The organism is Ostreiculturibacter nitratireducens, from assembly GCF_032670585.1.
In the GTDB taxonomy this organism is placed as follows: Bacteria; Pseudomonadota; Alphaproteobacteria; order Rhodobacterales; family Rhodobacteraceae; genus Ostreiculturibacter; species Ostreiculturibacter nitratireducens.
This window is the reverse complement of record NZ_JAVQHL010000007.1, coordinates 19,046-37,309: the sequence shown is the minus strand read 5'-3', so window position 1 is coordinate 37,309 and position 18,264 is coordinate 19,046. Positions and strand designations below refer to the sequence as shown.

At 62.8% G+C, this 18,264-nt stretch carries 14 protein-coding genes and 2 pseudogenes; 7 read left to right on the top strand and 9 right to left on the bottom strand.

Annotated elements, in window-relative coordinates:
- Positions 1-499 (top strand): annotated as a pseudogene (locus ABCN56_RS19430) (IS6 family transposase); the annotation flags it as partial.
- A gap of 58 nt (positions 500-557) precedes the next feature.
- Positions 558-986, top strand: a pseudogene (locus ABCN56_RS19425) (IS6 family transposase); the annotation flags it as partial.
- A gap of 432 nt (positions 987-1,418) precedes the next feature.
- Here ABCN56_RS19425 and lpdA read toward each other — a convergent pair.
- The 9 genes from lpdA to ABCN56_RS19380 all read right to left on the bottom strand — a co-directional run bounded on the left by lpdA (position 1,419) and on the right by ABCN56_RS19380 (position 12,536).
- Entirely contained in the window at positions 1,419-2,798 is a 1,380-nt protein-coding gene (gene lpdA / locus ABCN56_RS19420; protein ID WP_343082491.1) for a dihydrolipoyl dehydrogenase, read from the bottom strand.
- Between the two features lie 11 nt (positions 2,799-2,809).
- Entirely contained in the window at positions 2,810-3,688 is an 879-nt protein-coding gene (locus ABCN56_RS19415; protein WP_343082490.1) for a 2-oxo acid dehydrogenase subunit E2, read from the bottom strand.
- A gap of 9 nt (positions 3,689-3,697) precedes the next feature.
- Positions 3,698-5,128, bottom strand: coding sequence for an NAD-dependent succinate-semialdehyde dehydrogenase (locus ABCN56_RS19410; protein WP_343082489.1), 1,431 nt, complete (start codon positions 5,126-5,128; stop codon positions 3,698-3,700).
- A 15-nt stretch (positions 5,129-5,143) separates the two neighbouring features.
- Complete coding sequence (locus ABCN56_RS19405) at positions 5,144-6,451, bottom strand: biotin/lipoyl-containing protein (RefSeq protein ID WP_343082488.1); 1,308 nt, start codon at positions 6,449-6,451, stop codon at positions 5,144-5,146.
- Positions 6,441-7,436: an alpha-ketoacid dehydrogenase subunit beta gene (locus tag ABCN56_RS19400; RefSeq protein ID WP_343082487.1), complete on the bottom strand. Its 996-nt coding sequence runs from the start codon at positions 7,434-7,436 to the stop codon at positions 6,441-6,443. The genes ABCN56_RS19405 and ABCN56_RS19400 overlap by 11 nt, the downstream gene beginning before the upstream one ends.
- A gap of 12 nt (positions 7,437-7,448) precedes the next feature.
- Positions 7,449-8,453: a thiamine pyrophosphate-dependent dehydrogenase E1 component subunit alpha gene (locus tag ABCN56_RS19395; RefSeq protein ID WP_343082486.1), complete on the bottom strand. Its 1,005-nt coding sequence runs from the start codon at positions 8,451-8,453 to the stop codon at positions 7,449-7,451.
- 56 nt (positions 8,454-8,509) lie between these two features.
- On the bottom strand, positions 8,510-9,808 hold the full coding sequence (locus ABCN56_RS19390; RefSeq protein ID WP_343082485.1) for a M24 family metallopeptidase: 1,299 nt from the start codon (positions 9,806-9,808) through the stop codon (positions 8,510-8,512).
- Positions 9,809-9,878: 70 nt separating this feature from the next.
- The gene (locus ABCN56_RS19385) at positions 9,879-10,688 is read right to left on the bottom strand and encodes an SDR family NAD(P)-dependent oxidoreductase (RefSeq protein WP_343082484.1); all 810 of its coding nucleotides are present in this window, start codon (positions 10,686-10,688) and stop codon (positions 9,879-9,881) included.
- An 18-nt stretch (positions 10,689-10,706) separates the two neighbouring features.
- Positions 10,707-12,536 (bottom strand): extracellular solute-binding protein, encoded by a 1,830-nt coding sequence (locus ABCN56_RS19380; protein ID WP_425466130.1) that lies wholly within the window; start codon positions 12,534-12,536, stop codon positions 10,707-10,709.
- Positions 12,537-12,755: 219 nt separating this feature from the next.
- Here ABCN56_RS19380 and ABCN56_RS19375 point away from each other — a divergent pair, with 219 nt between their 5' ends.
- The 5 genes from ABCN56_RS19375 to ABCN56_RS19355 all read left to right on the top strand — a co-directional run bounded on the left by ABCN56_RS19375 (position 12,756) and on the right by ABCN56_RS19355 (position 18,163).
- Positions 12,756-13,706, top strand: coding sequence for a sugar ABC transporter substrate-binding protein (locus tag ABCN56_RS19375; RefSeq protein ID WP_343082483.1), 951 nt, complete (start codon positions 12,756-12,758; stop codon positions 13,704-13,706).
- Positions 13,707-13,787: 81 nt separating this feature from the next.
- The gene (locus ABCN56_RS19370) at positions 13,788-14,585 is read left to right on the top strand and encodes an SDR family oxidoreductase (protein ID WP_343082482.1); all 798 of its coding nucleotides are present in this window, start codon (positions 13,788-13,790) and stop codon (positions 14,583-14,585) included.
- Between the two features lie 79 nt (positions 14,586-14,664).
- A complete protein-coding gene (locus tag ABCN56_RS19365; protein WP_343082492.1) occupies positions 14,665-15,639 on the top strand; it encodes an ABC transporter permease in 975 nt (324 codons plus the stop codon).
- An 11-nt stretch (positions 15,640-15,650) separates the two neighbouring features.
- Entirely contained in the window at positions 15,651-16,652 is a 1,002-nt protein-coding gene (locus tag ABCN56_RS19360) for an ABC transporter permease (protein WP_343082481.1), read from the top strand.
- Complete coding sequence (locus ABCN56_RS19355) at positions 16,649-18,163, top strand: sugar ABC transporter ATP-binding protein (protein WP_343082480.1); 1,515 nt, start codon at positions 16,649-16,651, stop codon at positions 18,161-18,163. The genes ABCN56_RS19360 and ABCN56_RS19355 overlap by 4 nt, the downstream gene beginning before the upstream one ends.
- The last annotated feature ends 101 nt before the right edge of the window (positions 18,164-18,264 follow it).

Genomic DNA, 18,264 nt, shown 5'->3' with positions numbered 1-18,264 from the left:
ATCGAGGGCATGAAGTCGAGCAACTGGCGGTGGCATCTCGACGAGATGTTCGTGAAGATCAACGGCGAACGGCACTACCTCTGGCGCGCGGTCGACCACGAGGGAGAAGTCCTCGAGAGCTTGGTCATGAAGACGCGGGACAAGAAGGCCGCCTTGAAATTCCTCAAGAAAGCGATCCGGCGGCACGGATCGTGCGCGCGCTACGTGACGGACAAGTTGCGATCCTATGGGGCGGCGATGAAGGAGCTCAGTGTCGAGGACAGGCAGGAAACTGGACGCTGGCTGAACAACCGGGCCGAGAACTCGGCACCTGGCGTTTCGACGACGGGAGAGGGCCATGCTCCGTTTCCGGCGGATGCGAAGTCTGCAGAAGTTCGCTTCCGTCCACGCCTCCGTCACCAACCATTTCAATCAGGAACGTAGCCTCTCGAGCAGACCTCTCTTCAAGGCCAACCGCGCCGCCGCTCTTGCCGAGTGGCGCAATATCGGCGCGGCATAAGGGACAGCGTCACTGTCCTAGCTGAGACGCGTTCGAATTTGTCTGCCACCACCGTCAGCGGCACTACCTCTGGCGGGCCGTCGATCATGAAGGCGAGGTGCTGGAAAGCTTCGTCACCAAGGCGCGCGACAAGAAGGCCGCGGTCAAATTCCCAAGGAAAGCAATGAAGAAACATGGCGGTGTGGATGTCTTCGTGACGGACAGGCTTCGCTCTTATGGTGCCGCCATGAAAGACCTCGGTGTGGCGGACAGGCAGGAGACGGGTCGCTGGCTCAACAATCGGGCTGAGAACTCGCACCTTGCGTTCCGACGACGAGAGCGGACGATGCTCCGCTTCCGTCGAATGCGAAGTCTTCAGAAGTTCGCCGCCGTCCATGCCTGCGTCTCGAACCACTTAAACCAGGAACGCAGTCTCTCCAGCAGATCTCTCTTCAAGACGAACCGTGCCGCCGCTCTCGCCGAGTGGCGCGGTCTGTGCGCAGGATAAGGGACAGCGCCACTGTCCTAGGAGAGACTGGTTCGAATTAGTCTGCCAGCACCCGAGAAGGGGATCGACGGGGTGCGAAAGGCGCTCCGCAGGCTCGAGCGGTTGCTGCCGGGGCGAAGCAGGGCAGCGATGAAGGGAGGGCGACAGCCGGGATCGGGCAGGGGACCGGCTAGTCGCTGTTCCCAAGGGCAAGATTCAAGGACCGAGAAGGGCTGCTCAGCCCCTATGGGGAGAAGCAGTTGCTGCTGCCGACATTCCTGGGAAGGTCATCGTTCCAATAGTCGTCGGCGTAATCGTATTAGCCTGAAACTCCGACCGAACCCGAAGCGAAGCCGCCCGGTCGATGGTTCAAGTAGCTGTCGGTATTCTGACAGATGACGCCGGCCACGGGCGCGGTCGTTCCGGAAAAGTCGACGCCGGCCGCCGGCGGCGTCACAGATCCGTCAAGGTGCCGAGCGCCCGTTCAGCTGAAAATCCGATGGTTTCGGACAGCGTGGGATGGGCGTGGACGGAAAGCGCGATATCTTTGAGTGTCGCCCCCATTTCCATCGCCAGAACACATTCGGCCAGCAGTTCACCCGCATTCCTGCCGATCAGCGTCGCGCCGAGGAGACGGCGGGTTTCGGGGCAATAGACCAGCTTGGTGAGCCCTTCGCCGCCGCCCGAGGACAGGTTCCGGCCACTGGCGGCCCAGGGAAAACTGGCCACCTTGTGGGCGATGCCCCGCTCTTTCGCCTGGGACTGGGTGAGCCCGGCCCACGCCAGTTCCGGCGCGGTATAGGCGACCGACGGGATCAGGTCCGTATCGAGCGCCGCCGCATGGCCCGAGGCCACTTCCGCCGCTACATGGCCTTGATGGGTGGCACGGTGGGCCAGCATCGGGTTACCGGTGACATCGCCAATGGCGAAGATGTTTTCCCGCGCGGTGCGGCAGGAGGCGTCGACGGGAATGATCCCCCGGTCGGTCACTTCGATGCCGGCCGCGTCGGCTCCCACCAGCGAACCGTTCGCGCGGCGGCCCACCGACTGGATCACCGCATCGGCCTTGATCTCGCCGGTGAAGGCGCCTTCGCATGTCAGTGTCAGCCCGGACTTGGCCGTCGCGACGGCAATGGTCCGGGTGCCGGTATGGATTGTGACGCCTTGGGCCTCTAGCGCGGCGTGCAGGATCCGCACCGCCTCAGCGTCGGCGCCGGGCGCAATCTGGTCCATGAATTCGACGATCGTCACCCGGCTTCCGAGTGCCGCATAGACCGTGGCCATTTCAAGCCCGATGATGCCGCCGCCGACGATGGCCAGATGCTCCGGCACGTCACGCAGCTCCAGCGCGGCGGTCGAATCCCAGATGCGGTCATCCTCGGGCCAGCCGGGCAGTCGGACCGGCGCCGAGCCGACGGCGATCACGGCATGATCGAAGCTCCAGGCCTGACCGTCGATGTCCAGCCGGTTCGGCGCCGTGAACCGCGCGGTGCCGCGCACGACTTTGACCTTGCGACGCTTCGCGAGCCCGGTCAGTCCGTCCGTCAGCTTTGCGACGATGCCCTCCTTCTTGGCGCGCAGCGCTTCGAGAGCGACCTTGGCCTTGCCGAAGCGGATGCCCCAGTCGCCCATCTCCTGCGCCTCGCGCAGAATCTCGGCCGCGTGCAGCAGTGCCTTCGACGGAATGCAGCCCTCGTTGAGACAGACGCCACCCAGCGTGGCCCGTGGATCGACCAGAACCACCTTGCGCCCCAGGTCTGCGGCGCGGAAAGCGCAGGCATAGCCGCCGGGACCTGCCCCCAGCACGATGAAATCGGCATGTCTTTTGGTCATTTTCCGCCTCTTCAGATCATGATCCGCCGCGGATCCGACAGCAACCCGACGAGACAGGACATGAAACGCGCTGCATCGGCGCCGTTGACGACCCGGTGATCGTAGCTCAGATCAAGCGGCAGCATCGGCACCGGGCGCGGCGTGTCGCCCTCCCAGATTGTTGCCGTCTCGGTCCGGGTGATGCCGAGGATTGCCACTTCAGGCGGATTGACTATCGGGGTGAAGGCCGTGCCACCAATGCCGCCCAGCGAGGAAATGGTCATCGAGGCGCCGCCCATCTCGTCCGGACCGACCTTGCGCTCCTGCGCCCGCGCCGCGAGATCGGCGATTTCCGTGGCGATTTGCCAGAGCCCCTTGCGATCAGCATCGCGGATCACCGGCACCATCAGTCCGTGGGCCGTGTCAACAGCAATGCCGATATGGACGTAGTCCTTTAGGATCAGCGTCTTGCCGTCCGGGCTCAGCGATGCGTTGAAACGCGGAAACTCGCGCAAAGCTCTGGCCAGCGCCTTGACGTGAAAGGCCAGCGCGGTGAGCTTGACGCCCCGCGCCCGGGCCTCGTCCTTAAGGTCCGCACGGAACGCCTCGATCTTCGAGACATCCGCCCGGTCGTGATGCGTGACCTGCGGGATCAGCGCGTTTGCGGCCGAGAGATTGGCCGAAGCCACCTGAGCGAAGCGGCTCATGGGTTCCTCGGTCACCGGCCCGAAGGCTGCGTGGTCCACATCCCAGTAAGAGGTGTCGCCCGTTTTGGCGGCGCTTGCCGTGCCGCCGGCGAGATCCTCCCGAGTGATGGTGGTCCGCCCGATATCCCGGGCCAGTTTCGCAAGGTCGATGCCCTTTTCCCGGGCCAGCGCCCGAACGGAGGGGGCTGCAACTACATCCGTCATGTCCGCCCCCTACCAACTGGCCGAAATATATTGGGTTTCCATGAATTCCAGCATGCCCTCATGTCCGCCCTCGCGGCCCAGACCGGATTGCTTTACGCCGCCGAAAGGCGCTGCCGGGTCAGAGACAAGCCCGCGGTTCAGACCCACCATGCCGTATTCCAGCCGCTCGCAGACCTGCATCGCACGCTTGAAATTCTCGGAGAAGACGTAGGCAACGAGGCCGTATTCGGTGTCGTTGGCACGGCGTATCACATCCTCCTGGTCGGTGAAGGTCTGGATCGCGGCGACAGGGCCGAAGATTTCGTCATGCACGCAGTCCGCCGTCTCGGGCACGTTCGACAGGACCGTGGGCGGATAGAAGTAGCCGGGACCGTTGGGCGTAACGCCACCGCACTCCACCTTGGCGCCCTTGGCGACCGCGTCGGCCACGAACGCGGCCACCTTGTCGCGCGTATCGGCATTGACCAGCGGACCGACATCGACCGACGGATCGGTGCCATCACCGACCTTGAGCGCGGACATCCGTTCGCCCAATCGCCTCGTGAATTCCCCGGCGATTGCCTCATGCACATAGATGCGATTGGCGGCAGTACAGGCTTCTCCCAGATTGCGCATCTTCGCCAGCATCGTGCCCTCGATGGCGGTGTCCATGTCGGCATCATCGAACACGATTACGGGGGCGTTTCCGCCCAGTTCCATCGCCGGTTTGAGAACCTGATCCGCAGCGGATTTCAGTAGCTTTCGGCCCACGCCCGTGGAGCCGGTGAAACTGACCACACGCACGCGCGGATCATGCAGCATGTGATCGACAAGCGCGCCGCTACGGCGCGACGGGAGCACGTTCACCAGACCGGGCGGCACACCCGCCTCTTCCAGCAGCGGCATCAGCGCCAGCATGGTCAGCGGGGTTTCCGAGGCGGGCTTGATGATAACCGCACAGCCCGCGGCGAGCGCCGGCGCAATCTTGCGGGTGCCCATGGCCGCCGGATAGTTCCAGGGTGTCACCAGCACGGCGAGGCCGGCCGGCTTGTGCTGCACCAGAATGCGGGCGCCCGAGGCTGGCGCATGGGTGATCATCCCATCGGCGCGCACAGCCTCCTCGGCGAACCACCGGAAGAACTCGGCGGCATAGGTTGCCTCACCCATGGCATCGGCCCGAGCCTTGCCGTTTTCCAGCGTGATCAATCGGGCAAAATCATCGAGCCGCGCCGTCATCAGCTCCCACGCCTTGCGCAGCACCTCCGAGCGCGCGCGCGGCGTGCGGGCGGCCCAGTCCTTCATCGCGGTTTCCGCGGCATCAAGCGCCGCGTCGGCGTTGGCGATGTCGGCCGATGCAACCGAGGCGAGGACCTCTTCGGTGGCCGGGTTGATGACATCGAACCGTTCGCCGTCGGCGCCCGGAACCCATTTGCCATTGATGTAGAGATCGGTGAATTCCATGACGTGCTCCATGGCTCAGAGCAGATGCCGGAGTGGTTGCTCCATCCGGCCTGCGAAATTGGATAGAAGTGCTACGGCCTCTGCCGCGGTCATTTGGTGGCTGGCACATTCCAGCGTGATGGCGAGACCGTCGCCCGCTTGCTTGAGCGTCAGCGTCGGCGCATCCTCGGCCCCAAGGGTGACGCTACTGATCCGGCTCGCGCGGAGATCGCGCACGATGAGATCGGGTGCAGTCTCAAGACTGGCCGCCGCGATGTTCCCGAGCGGCCCCACCGGAACCGAAAAGACCCGCGCGACTCCGAAGCGCTCGAGCGCGACGGTCGCTTCCCGGCCAAGGCTCGCGGCGGCAAGACCTGCCAGAAGCGCGCCCGCATCCTTCAGGCCGGCGGCTTCCGCAGCCCAAGCCGCAAAACCTCCGAAGCTCTCGGACGGGAGTTCAGCCGTCAAGCGTCGCGTCGCAGCCCCGGTGGTTTCCAGCCCCTTGGTCGGCAGCGATTTAAGCGTCTCGAGATCGGCGACATGATAGGGCTGCGGATGCCCGGTCTCGGCCAGCCGGTTCAGATCCAGCCCCTGTTCCAGCGCCAGACGGCGGGCTTTCGGCGAGGCGAGGATGCGCCCCGTTCCCGCGACAGGCGCAGCCGCCTTCGAGGCGGGCGTCGCGGCTTTCGCCGGCTTGGGTGCGGGCGTTTCGGCGGCGCGTGCGGAGATTTCCGCAGCGGGTCCTGGTACCACTTTGGGCGCGCTGGCGCGGCTTGCCTGAACCGGTTTGTCGGGCTTCGTAGCGGTAATGACCGCGATCGTCTCGCCCACCGGAGCCTCTTCCCCGGCTTCCGCCAGCAAGGCCGCGACAAAACCGTCGAATCCGGCCTCGACCTCCACGGTCGACTTGTCGGTCTCCACCTCGAAGAGGATGTCGCCCGCCGCCACCGAATCGCCGGGCGCCTTGTGCCAGGCGACGATCAAACCGGTGTCCTGCGCCATGCCGAGCGCAGGCATGATGACATTGTTGCCTTTCGGCAGTTCGACCGCGGTCGCCGCTGGCGCTGTTGCGTCGGCAGGGCCCTCTTCCGTATGCACCGCCTCGCTGCTGTCGCCGATGAGCGCAATCACGTCACCCACCGGAACCTCGCTTCCGGCATGCGCGCGGATCTGGGTGACGAAACCGTCAGCCCCGGCCGCCACTTCCATGGTCGCCTTGTCGGTCTCGACTTCGAACAGAACGTCATCGGCCGCGACCGCGTCGCCGGGGCTCTTGTGCCAGGCGACGATCAGACCGGTGTCCTGCGCCATGCCAAGCGCGGGCATGATCACCTCATGCGGCATGGATCATCTCCCCGGACATCAGCTTGCGGGCATTCTCGACAACGGCTTCCGGCGTGGGGACGGTCAGGTCTTCGAGCGCCGGGGTGAACGGCACCGGCACATCCATCGCCCCCATGCGCAGAACCGGCGCATCGAGGTGGTAGAAGGCCTTTTCGTTGATCCGGCTCGCGATCTCGCCGGTGATCCCGAAGGTCTGGTGGCCTTCGTCAACGACGATGACGCGGCTGGTCTTCCTCGCCGACTTGAGGAGCGTTTCCTCGTCCAGCGGCACGATGGTGCGCGGGTCAATCACTTCTGCGCTGATGCCCTCGCGCGCAAGGATCTCGGCCGCCTTTTCACAGATTTGCACCATCGAAGAGGTTCCGATCAGTGTGATGTCCGTGCCTTCGCGCTTGATGTTCGCCTGACCGAACGGGATGAGGTATTCCTCCTCCGGGACCGGCGCCTTGTCGTTGTACATCAGCTTGTCTTCAAAGATTACGACCGGGTTGTTGTCGCGGATCGCGGTCTTCATCAGCCCCTTGGCCTCGTAGGCGGAGGACGGCAGCGCGACCTTCAGCCCCGGGATGTGGGCGACCAGGGCGTGCAGCGACTGCGAGTGCTGCGCAGCCGAGCGGCGGGTGGCGCCGAGGTTGGTGCGCAGTACCAGAGGTACGTTGAGCTTTCCGCCCGACATGTAATGGGTCTTGGCCGCCTGGTTGCAGAGCTGATCCATCACGAGGTAGATGAAATCGCCGAACATCAGGTCGACGACCGGGCGGCTGCCGGTCATCGCGGCCCCCACGGCGATCCCCATGAAGCCCGGCTCGGCAATCGGCGTGTCGACCACGCGAGAGGTGCCGAACTCCTCGACCAGCCCGCTCAGCACCTTGAAGGGCGTGCCGGCCTCGGCGACGTCCTCGCCGATGATGAAGACCGTCTCGTCGCGGCGCATTTCCTCGGCCAGCGCTTCGTTCACGGCCTGGGACAGGGTGATATTTCGCATCGCGGTTCCTCCTCAGGCCAGGGCGTGTTCGACATCGGTGAAGACGTGCATGTCCACCTCCGACGCATCCGGGTATTTTGCGTTCAGCGCGTATTCGACGGCCCCGGCCGCATCGTCCTTGATCTCGGCATTCAACGCCTCGATCTCGTCCTCGGTGGCGATGCCTTCGCTCACCAGCCACGACCGGAACCGGATGATCGGGTCGCGGTTCTGCTTCCAGTCCTGCTCCTCTTCCTTGGAGCGGTAGTATTCGCGGTTGATGTCGCCGACATGGTGCCCGTGATAACGATAGGTCATCAGTTCGACAAAGAACGGCCCCTCCCCCTTGCGGCAGCGATCGACGAGTTTCTGTGCCAGGGTGTTGACCGCCAGAACGTCCTGCCCGTCCACCTGATGGGCCTCGATTCCGAAGGCTTCGGCGCGCGCAGTGATCGAGCCGGCGGCGATTTCCTCGGTCTTGGTGTATTCGGAATAGCCGTTGTTCTCGCAGGCATAGATGACAGGCAGCTTCCACAGGGCGGCCATGTTCATCACCTCGTACATCAGCCCCTGCGCTGTCGCGCCGTCACCGAAAAAGCAGACTGTGACGTCGTCGGTGCCCAGCAGCTTCGCGGTGAAAGCCGAGCCGGTGGCGATGCCCATCGAGCCGCCGACGATGGCATTGGCGCCGAGGTTGCCATTCGACTGGTCGGCGATATGCATCGAGCCGCCCTTGCCGCGGCAATAGCCCTCTTCCTTGCCCAGAAGCTCGCAGAACATCTCCTTGAACTCGGCGCCCTTGGCAACGCAGTGACCGTGGCCGCGATGGGTCGAGGTGATCTTGTCGGTCACCTTCAATGCTTCGCAGATACCGACGGCAACGGCTTCTTCGCCGGAATACATGTGCGTGAGGCCCGGCATCTTGGCCGAGAGGTAGAGCTGGTTCGCGTTGTCCTCGAAGGTGCGGATGCGCACCATCTGGCGGTACATGCGCAGGTAGTCCTCTGCGTTAGATTTCTTGTTCTTGGCGGGGCTCATGGACAGCATCCTTTGAAAGGAGCCCGGACCCGAAGGTCCGGGCAGTCTCAGGGAGGTTAGTAGCGGTTGGCGATCGGCAGCTCTTCGGCGGGGAAGAGCGAGATGACCTCGCAGCCGGTCTCGGTGACGACAACCTCTTCCTCGATCCGCGCCGCCGAGTATCCGTCTGCCGCGGGGCAATAGGTCTCGAGCGCGAAAACCATGCCCGTCTGGATCTCCATCGGGTGCTCGAGGCTGACCGCGCGGCTGATGATCGGGCGTTCGTGAAGCGCCAGTCCAAGGCCGTGGCCGAATTGCAGACCGAACGCGGCATCCTCGTTCGGGAACCCGAATTCCTCTGCCTTGGGCCAGGCCTGGGCCACGACATCGGTGGTCACGCCGGGCCGGATCAGGTCGATCGACGCATCGATCCATTCCCGTGCCTTCACATAGGCGTCGTTCTGGGCGGACGTGGCCCGGCCGATGTTGAAGGTCCGGTAATAGCAGGTCCGGTAGCCCTGGTAGGACTGCAGGATGTCGAAGAAGGCCTGATCGCCGGGGCGGAAATACCGGTCGGTGAAGTTGTGCGGGTGCGGGTTGCAGCGCTCGCCGGAGATCGCGTTGATCGCCTCCACGTCGTCCGACCCCATCTCGTAGAGCATCTTGTTCGATAGCGCGACGATATCGTTTTCCCGGACGCCGGGTTTCAGCTCTTCGTAGATCATGTGGTAGACGCCATCGACCATGCTGGCCGCCTGGGTCAGCAACTGGATCTCATCCCAGTTCTTGATCTCGCGCGCTGCCAGCATGATCTGCTGGCCGTCGATGACATTCAGGCCCTCTTCCTGCAGCGCGTGGAACATGGCCGTTTCGGCATAGTCCACGCCTACCGGCATGTCGGCCATGCCCGCATCGCGGATAAGGCCTGCGATCTGCTTGGCATATTTCTTCATCAGACCGAATTCGGGCGGGATCGTGCCGCGCATGCCGACGACGCCGGCGAGGCAGTGGCTGGGCTCCAGCCAGTCGGAGTATCTCTGGTGATGCACGGCCGCAGAGCCGAAGTCCCAGACGTATGGGCTGTCATCCCCGGTCAGCAGGCAGAAACGGCACATCTTGTCCCGCTCCCATTCGCCGATCTTGGTGGCCGAGACATAGCGGATGTTGTTCACGTCGAAGAGCAGAAGCGTTCCGGCCGGCGAGTTCTTGAGCGCCTGCCGGGTGCGCGCCAGCCTGTACCGGCGCAAGCGGTCGTGGTCGATCCGGCGTTCGAAATCGACCGAGGTGTGGCCCCATGCGGGAAGGCGATCCCGCCACTCCCAGTTCGGTTCAAGATCTTGGGGCGTCAGTAGGTTGGGCATCAGTGCACGAGACATGGAGTTCTCCTTCGGGTGCGATCCTGCGCTCCCGTTTTTCTGGAATTCGGTTGGTGGGTTGTCGGGCGGGTTACTGGATGCACCAGCCCCCATCGATGTGGATCATCTGGCCGGTCATGTAGTCGCTGTCGTCGCTGGCCAGGAAAGACGCGGTGCCGACGATATCCTTGGGGTAAGAAACCCGCTTGATCTGCAGCGCATCGCGCACGATGTCGTCATAGGCTTGGCCTTCACGTTCCTTGAAGCCGATTTCGACCAGATCCTTGTCGAGCTGCTCCCAGAGCGGCGTCACGACGACGCCCGGAGCGTATCCGTTGACGGTGATGTTGTGCTCGGCCAGGCCGACGGCCCCGCAATGGGTCAGCGCCAGGCAACCATATTTCGAGGTGCAATAGACGGTCACATCGACCAGCGGCTTGCGCGAAGCGATCGAGCCGACGTTGATGATCTTGTAAGGGTGATCCTCCATTGGCCCCTGGGCGATCATCTGGCGGGCGGCTTCCTGCATGCCCAGCCACATCGCCTTGGTGTTGACGTTCATGATCATGTCCCAGTTGTCTTCATCGATATCCATGAAGAACCGGGGCTTGTTGAGGCCGGCATTGAACAGCGCGACGTTGATACTTCCGAAGGCCTCGACCGTTGCGGCCACCGCCGCGGCATTGTCCTCGCGCTTGGTCACGTCCATCTTGACCGCAATCGCCTTGCCGTTGCCTGCCGCGTTAATGCGGTCGGCCACCTTGCGCGCCTCGTCGATATCGAGATCGCCAATGCAAACATTGCCGCCTTGAGCGGCGAAGCTTTCGGCATTCGCCGCACCCATGCCACGGGCGGCCCCGGTGATCAGGATATTCTTGCCGTTCAGGCGGTTGGGGTCCATGGGTCTCTCCTCCTCAGATCATGTAGTCCCGGGTTGTTCGATCAACGCCTCGGCCCGTTCCTGGGCGCGGCGCAATGCGACTTGCGGCGTCACGACTCCGCGCAGCATGTCGTGGAGTTCCTCTCCGCAGGTCTGAATGATTCCGGTGATTTCCGGCACTGGCGGGCGCGGCCAGAACTGAAGCTCATCCCGCCAGGACATGGCGTCGACCGCCTCGAAGATCGGCGAGGCCCGCCGCACCTCGGCATCGGCGCCGACGGAATAGCGCGGGTTGGTGCGGCTGCCGTTCTGCACATAAAGCTTCTGTGCCTCGGGGCTGGTAAAGACACGCAGGGCCTCCACCGCCGCGGGAATCCTCTCCGGGGCCAGATTCGCCGGAATTCCCAACACATAGCCGCCCACCGGCGCCACGCTGCGCGCGCCCGGCCCATGCGGATGCGGCAGATAGCCGGTCTGGCCGTGGGCCGGCGAAGACGGGTCAAGTTCGAAATAAGGCGCCAGAAGCGTATAGCCGTAGGCCATGGCGATCTTGCCCGCCGCATAGGGACGCACACGCTCGTACCAGGACATCGACAGGATGTCGGGCGGAGAAGAGCGCAGCAGTTCCATCAGGAATTCCGCCGCCATCAGCCCCTTCCGGGTATCGATCGTGACCCGGTAATCGCGCTTGTGCAGGCGATCGGTGTCGAACCCTCCAGCGACCTCGTCAAGGTCGAGAACTGGTTGGCCAAAATCCGCGAGCGCCATCAGAAAGGTATGCCCGAGCGCCGTGCCGCGCGCCGCATTCCATGCGATGCCATAACGGCCCTTTTGGGGTTCATGCATGCGCCGGGCGGCGTCGAGCAACTGATCGGTGGTGGTGGGTGGCTCAAGCCCCGCCTGGGCAAACAGATCCTTCCGGTAGAACAGCAGTTCCGGCGTGGTCTGGGCCGGCACGCCATAGGGGCGTCCGCCCCAGTGCGCCGCCTTCCAGCCGGCAGTGTGGAAATCCGCCGGGTCGAGCCGTTCGACATCCATGACCTCATCGAGAGGCATGAGGATGCTCTTGTCGGCGAATTCGCCCACCCAGGGTAGGTCAAGCGCAATGATGTCATAGCGGCTTGCATTCCGCTCGGCATTGCGCAGCCCTTCCTGACGCAGCCGATCGATCGAGAATGCGCGTTGGTGGATCTGGGTGCCGATCACCTGTTCGAACTGGCGTTTGAGGTTCTCCATGACCATGAAGGTCGGATCGCCATGCACCAGCACGCGGATGCCACCGGCAACCTTCAGTGGCTCCGGCAGGACCTGGATCGGCGGAATCGACTGCGCCGCCATGTAGGAGCCGCCGAAGTAATAGTCGCGGGCGTCTCCCGATCCGTGCCTCGTGTCGAAATACGTATCCGTCAGGCGCCGGACCCGGTCCGACAGTCGCGTCCACTGTCCCAGCAGCTTCTCGCTGGGATGCATTGAAAAGCTCTTGCCCGACTTCGTGCGTGGGCGCTGCTCGATCAGCCCCTCATCGATCATTTCCTTCAGCCGACGGTTGGCGGTCGCATACGGCACGTTGCTCGCTGCGATCAACGAGGTCGGCGTGACGACCTTTGCCTCGAAATGCCCCCTGATGACATGCAGCGCCATCCGGAACACCGGATTGGGCACAAGGAGATCGATCGCGCCCTCGAGCTCGTTGCTGCATTCCTCCAGATAGGAGAGAATTGGAAGCATCCCGTCCACGGCCATGCGGGACTGCATTCGGTCTTCCGTATGTGCGCTCATCGCATTCATTTCCGGGGACCGAGCCTTTCTAGCCTTGCGCGGCAGCCTCGCCGCAGGATTGATCAGTTTGAACGATTTCGGGTCGCCCATTGCATCGCTCCGCTTGAAGATGTTCAGATTGATCTTCAGAGCGTATCTCGAAAATGTCCATTGTGGATATTTTTTTATCCAAAATGGACGTATTAGATGCATTTTGGATTGGGCAAAAACCGCAAGGTCGCCGCAGTCGTCCGGCGCACCGGATGATGATTCCCCGACCGGAAGAGGGGGGATCGGATTTTGACAGAGACAGTCCGGGAGGAGACCCTGATGAAACTTCGCACAGTTCTTGCTGCGACCGTTGCTACCGCAACGCTCGCTGGCGCCGCATCCGCCGAAACCTACAAGATCGGCATCACTCAGAACAACGTGGGTGTGGACAGCTACCAGACCACGTATGAAAAGGCCTTCATTGCGGCGGCCGATGCCAATGCCAACGTCGAGACCGTGGTCCTCGACGCCGGTGGCGACGTTGCCCGCCAGATCGCCCAGATGGAAGATCTGATCCAGCAGGAAGTCGATGCCATCATCATCTGGCCGACCAATGGCGAGGCCGTCATCCCCGCTGTCCGCAAGGCACAGAAGGCCGGCATTCCGGTGATCGTCACCAACTCGAACATCGCCGAAGAGGGCTTTGACTTCGTCGCCTCGTTCTCGGGTCCGGACAATATCACCCAGGGCGCGCGCTCGGCCGAGATCATGTGCGATAAATTCACGGAAATGGGCATCCAGGACGAGGCCCAGATCGTGCAGATTTCGGGTCAGCCGGGTTACACCACCGCGATCGAACGCGCCAAGGGCTTCGAGGACCGCCTGCCGGAAGTCTGCCCGAACGTCACCCTGATGGAAACCCAGCCGGGCGACTGGAACCGAGAGAAGTCGCAGAAGGTGATGGAAGCCTTCCTCGTCAAGTACGACGACATCGACGGCGTCTATGCCGGTGACGACAACATGGGCGTGGGCGCGCTGAACGCCGCCAAGGCCGCTGGCCGCGACGGCATCATCTTCGTCGGCGCCACCAACTTCGCCGTCGGCTACGAGGCCATGGAGCGCGGCGAATACTGGGGTTCGATCTACCAGTCGCCGGTCGATGACGCCGAGGCCGCCCTGCAGACCGCAATCGACGTGCTGGACGGTAAGGAAGTGCCATTCCTGAACTACTTCGACACGCCGAAGATCACCCAGGACAACATGGGCGAATTCACCAAGCCGGTCTTCTGAGCCCAGAGGCCTGCATCCGGGCGCGGAGACCTGCCGCGCCCGGCATTTGACCAAGACACGAATTTCACCCGGGAGGGTATAATGGGCCGTGTTTCGGACCGTTCCTGCATTGTGACCGGCGCGGCGCGGGGCATTGGCCGCGCCATTGGCGAGGCGCTTCTGGACGAGGGGGCAGATGTCTGCTTCGCCGACATCAATGGCGCTCTGGTTGAGCAGGTCGCAGCCGCCAATGCCGAGCGTGCCGCCAAGGGTGGAGGCAAGGTGACCTGGGCCGCCGTGGACGTGGCCGACCGTCAACAGGTGCGCGCCATGATCGACAAGACGGTGGCCGTGTTTGGCAAGCTTGATGTGAAGTTCAACAATGCCGGCGTCAACAAACCGATGAACTTCCTCGACGTGACCGAGGAGAACTGGAATTTCATCACGCGGGTCAATGGCCTTGGCTGTCTGATCGGCATGCAGGAAGCGGCCAAACAGTTCATCCGCCAGGGCACACCGGGGAAGATCATCAACACTGCCTCGATCGCCAGCCGCCAGGGGTTCGACAACGTGGCCCCCTATTGCGCCAGCAAGTGGGGTGTCGTGTCACTTACGCAATCCGGCGCGCGTGATCTGGCCAAGCATGATATCACCGTAACGGGCTTCGCACCCGGCGTCGTTGCAACCGAGATGTGGGAAGAGGTCGACCGCGACCTCATGGAGATCGGCGCGGCCCAGAAACCGGGTCAGGCGATGGAAGAGTTCTCGGCTGACATTCTCAAGGGCCGCGTGGCCACTCCGGCGGATATCACCGGAACGACGACGTTCCTGGCGTCGAAGGAAAGCGACTACATGACCGGCCAGATTGTGATGATCGACGGAGGCATGACGCTGGTTTGACGCCGTGGCACGCTGGGGGGGACAGATGGCGGAAGGCACAACTACTGAGGGGCGCCCGAAAGGGCAGCGGGAGGATCGCATGTCAGGCTCAACAAAGAACCGCCTCGGAGGCTTTCTGGCCCGTCAGGGAATTCTGGTGGCCTTCATCCTTTTCATGATCGGCTTCACGCTGGCGAACCAACGCTTTCTGGATCCGGACAACATCATGGGTGTGGTCCGCTCCTCCGCAATCCTCGGCGTGATGGCGCTGGGGGTTACCTTCGTCGTGATCAGCGGCAATCTCGACCTCTCTGTGGGCTCGATGATGTCTTTTTCAACGATCGTGGTGCTCGATCTCCATGACAAGATCGGGCCGACGCTGGCCATTCCGGCGATGTTCGCCATGACGCTCTGTCTTGGCGCGTTCATCGGCTTTCTGGTGGGTTACCTGAAGCTCAATTCGCTGATCGTCACCCTCGGCATGCTCTCGGCAATCCACGGCCTAACCCTTACCTATTCCGGCGGCCAGAACATGGATATCGCCGAAAAGGCCAACACCTGGTTTGGGGTTTTCGGCCAAGGCAATATCGTCGGCATCCCAGTGCCGATCCTGCTGTTCGCGCTTCTGGCGGCGCTCCTTGGCATCGCCCTCGCGAAGACCCCTTTCGGGCGAAAGGTGTATGCGGTCGGCGGCAACGGGACTGCGGCGACCTTTTCGGGCATCCGCCGGGCGCGAGTCGTGTTTTTCTGTTACCTGATCTCGGCCTTTTGCGTCGCCACCGCCGGGTTGATCCAAGCCAGCCGCAGCCTCGGCTCACAGAACACCGTTGGCCAAGGGCTGGAACTTGAGGTGCTGGCGGCGGTCATCCTCGGCGGCGCCTCGCTGCTGGGGGGATCGGGCACGATCTTCAAGACGGTGATTGGCGTGCTCATCCTCGGCTTCATCCAGAACGGCCTGCTGCTCGTCGGTCTGCAGTTCTATGTCCAATACGTGGTGACCTGGATCATCATCATCCTTGCTGTCTGGCTCGATATCGCGGCCAAGCGCGGCAAGCTCTGGTCCCCGATCGCGTAGGGAGGAAAGACATGCAACCGGGAACGCTCAGCTCTTTTCTCAAGCGTGGGGCCATCTGGGGCTTCATCCTTCTGGAACTGATCTTCTTCACCGTGGCTGGCGAGTTCCTGTCGCTGAGTGAAAAGGCCTTCATGGATGTTGACAACATGCTGCTTCTGTTCAAGCAGTCCGCCCCGATCGGCATCATCGCCATGGGCATGACGATCATCATGATCAATGGCAATATCGACCTTTCCGTCGGCGCTACCTACGCGATTTGCGCCATCATCCTGCTGGACAGCATGAGCTGGCCGATCTTCCAGGGGCTCGGCGATCTGGTGATCCCCGTGGCCTGGTTGCTGGCACTGGCGGCGGGCACGCTGCTCGGCGCGCTGAACGGGCTGCTCGTGTGGAAGACGGGGGTCGATGCTTTCATCGTCACGCTGGGCTCGATGCTGGGCTATCGAGGGCTCGTGTTCATGTATAACGGCGAACAGCCCACGAGCCACCTCAACTGGACACTGGTGGATTTCGCAGAAGCGCAACTCCTTGGCCTGCACACCGCCACGTGGTTCCTGCTGGCGGTCACGGCGGCGATCTGGTTCCTGATGAACCGCACCGTGCACGGCCGCAACGCCTATGCCATCGGCGACAATCGCGAAGCGGCGGTCAATGCCGGTATCCGGGTTGGCCCGCACATGATGATCAACTTCATGATCATCGGCTTTCTGGCCGCACTTTCGGCGGTGGTGTTCTATTCGGAGTCCGGTTCGGTTAATCCCAATGACGGCGAACTCTACGAACTTTGGGTCATTACGGCGGTCGTCCTCGGCGGCACCAAGCTGACCGGCGGCGCGGGGTCGATTATCTCCACCTTCGGTGGCGTCCTGGCCATCCAACTCCTGCGCAAGGGGTTGGCCCATATCGGTGCCGATACGGAGACGGTCAACTTGGTGATCGGTCTGATCCTTATCGCGGTGCTGTTCCTGGATCGTCAGCTGAACATCAAGGGCAAAGAGGAGCTGAAGATATGACCGAGAAGATCCCTGCCCTTCGCCTCGAAGGCATCGTCAAGACCTTCCCTGGCGTGCGTGCACTCGACGGCGTGTCCTTCAGTGTCTTGCCCGGCGAGGTCCATGCCCTCATGGGCGAGAACGGTGCCGGCAAGTCCACGCTCATGAAGGTCCTCGGCGGCATCTACCAACCCGACGAGGGGCGGATCATCGTGAACGAAGTACCGGTGGTGATGACCTCTCCGCTCGAGGCCAAGGCCAAGGGGATCGTCTTCATCCACCAGGAACTCAGCCTCGCCGAGGAACTGTCGGTAGCGGAAAATATCTATCTGGGCGAGTTGCCGCGCAAGCGCTTCGGCCTGGTGGATTGGGCCAAGCTGGAGACGCAGACCAGCGAGATCCTCGCCAAGCTGAAGGTCGGCTTCAACGCCAAGACGCGGGTCGGCGATCTGTCCATCGCCAACCAGCAGATGGTCGAGATTGCCCGCGCACTGACCGTCGATGCGAAGGCGGTGATCTTCGACGAACCTACAGCCTCTCTGACCGATGCGGAAAAGGTGGTTCTGTTCGATGTGATCTCTGACCTGCAGGCTGCCGGCGTGGGCATCATCTACATCTCCCACCGGATGGAAGAGATCTTCCAAATCACCGACCGGATCAGCGTGCTGCGTGACGGACAGTACCGCGGCACTCTGAAGACCAGCGAGACTGACGAAGAGGAGGTCACGCAGCTGATGATCGGGCGCACGCTCGACCTCTCTCGCAATGCCAGCCATCACGAGTTGGGCGACGTGGCGCTGGAGGTGCGCAACCTCTCCTGCGGTGATCTTTTCCGGGATGTAAGCTTTGAGGTCCGCAGCGGAGAGGTTGTCGGCTTCTACGGCTTGGTCGGCGCCGGCCGTACCGAGATCGCCGAGACCCTCTTCGGCCTGCGCGACCCAAGCGCCGGGAAAATCCTGCTGAACGGCGAGGAGGTGCGCATCCATTCGCCCGCCGACGCGATCGCCAAGGGCATTTCGCTGGTACCGGAGGACCGCAAGGGTCAGGGGTTGATCTTGGGCATGAACTGCCGGGACAACATGACCCTGCCCCAGATCGATGACCTCAAAGCCGGTCCCTTCGTGGCGGAAGGCTCAGAAATCGCCATATTCGACCAATACCGCGACAAGCTCGACATCCGCACGCCCGGCTGGAAGCAACTCGTCGGCAATCTCTCGGGCGGAAACCAACAGAAGATCGTCATCGGCAAATGGCTGTCGATGCATCCCAACGTGCTGATCGTTGACGAACCGACCCGCGGTATCGACGTGGGCTCGAAATCGGAGATCCACAACCTGATCCGCGACCTTGCGGCACAGGGCTACGCGGTGATCGTCATCTCCTCGGAAATGCCCGAGGTGCTGCACGTCAGCGATCGGATCATCGCCATGTATTCCGGCCGGATAACACGCACATTCACTTCGGAAGAGGTGACCGAGGACAACCTGATCCAGGCCATCTCGGGCATCGACGGCTCCGACCGGGCGGCTTGATGCGGGTCGGGTTCGCCAGGTTGGACCGCGTGGGCCAACACAGGCTCCGTTGCACAAATCGGCTGAGGAGTGTGCGCTCCCTTTCCACGGACGGGCTCTGT

Excerpts from the sequence above, each read along its gene's own strand:
- ABCN56_RS19370 (WP_343082482.1), top strand. The coding sequence starts at position 13,788 with ATGGGCCGTGTTTCGGACCGTTCCTGCATTGTGACCGGCGCGGCGCGG.
- ABCN56_RS19355 (WP_343082480.1), top strand. The coding sequence starts at position 16,649 with ATGACCGAGAAGATCCCTGCCCTTCGCCTCGAAGGCATCGTCAAGACC.
- ABCN56_RS19380 (WP_425466130.1), bottom strand. The coding sequence starts at position 12,536 with ATGGGCGACCCGAAATCGTTCAAACTGATCAATCCTGCGGCGAGGCTG.
- ABCN56_RS19405 (WP_343082488.1), bottom strand. The coding sequence starts at position 6,451 with ATGCCGCATGAGGTGATCATGCCCGCGCTTGGCATGGCGCAGGACACC.
- ABCN56_RS19385 (WP_343082484.1), bottom strand. The coding sequence starts at position 10,688 with ATGGACCCCAACCGCCTGAACGGCAAGAATATCCTGATCACCGGGGCC.
- ABCN56_RS19390 (WP_343082485.1), bottom strand. The coding sequence starts at position 9,808 with ATGTCTCGTGCACTGATGCCCAACCTACTGACGCCCCAAGATCTTGAA.
- ABCN56_RS19395 (WP_343082486.1), bottom strand. The coding sequence starts at position 8,453 with ATGAGCCCCGCCAAGAACAAGAAATCTAACGCAGAGGACTACCTGCGC.
- ABCN56_RS19415 (WP_343082490.1), bottom strand. The coding sequence starts at position 3,688 with ATGACGGATGTAGTTGCAGCCCCCTCCGTTCGGGCGCTGGCCCGGGAA.
- ABCN56_RS19375 (WP_343082483.1), top strand. The coding sequence starts at position 12,756 with ATGAAACTTCGCACAGTTCTTGCTGCGACCGTTGCTACCGCAACGCTC.
- ABCN56_RS19365 (WP_343082492.1), top strand. The coding sequence starts at position 14,665 with ATGTCAGGCTCAACAAAGAACCGCCTCGGAGGCTTTCTGGCCCGTCAG.
- ABCN56_RS19360 (WP_343082481.1), top strand. The coding sequence starts at position 15,651 with ATGCAACCGGGAACGCTCAGCTCTTTTCTCAAGCGTGGGGCCATCTGG.
- lpdA (WP_343082491.1), bottom strand. The coding sequence starts at position 2,798 with ATGACCAAAAGACATGCCGATTTCATCGTGCTGGGGGCAGGTCCCGGC.
- ABCN56_RS19400 (WP_343082487.1), bottom strand. The coding sequence starts at position 7,436 with ATGCGAAATATCACCCTGTCCCAGGCCGTGAACGAAGCGCTGGCCGAG.
- ABCN56_RS19410 (WP_343082489.1), bottom strand. The coding sequence starts at position 5,128 with ATGGAATTCACCGATCTCTACATCAATGGCAAATGGGTTCCGGGCGCC.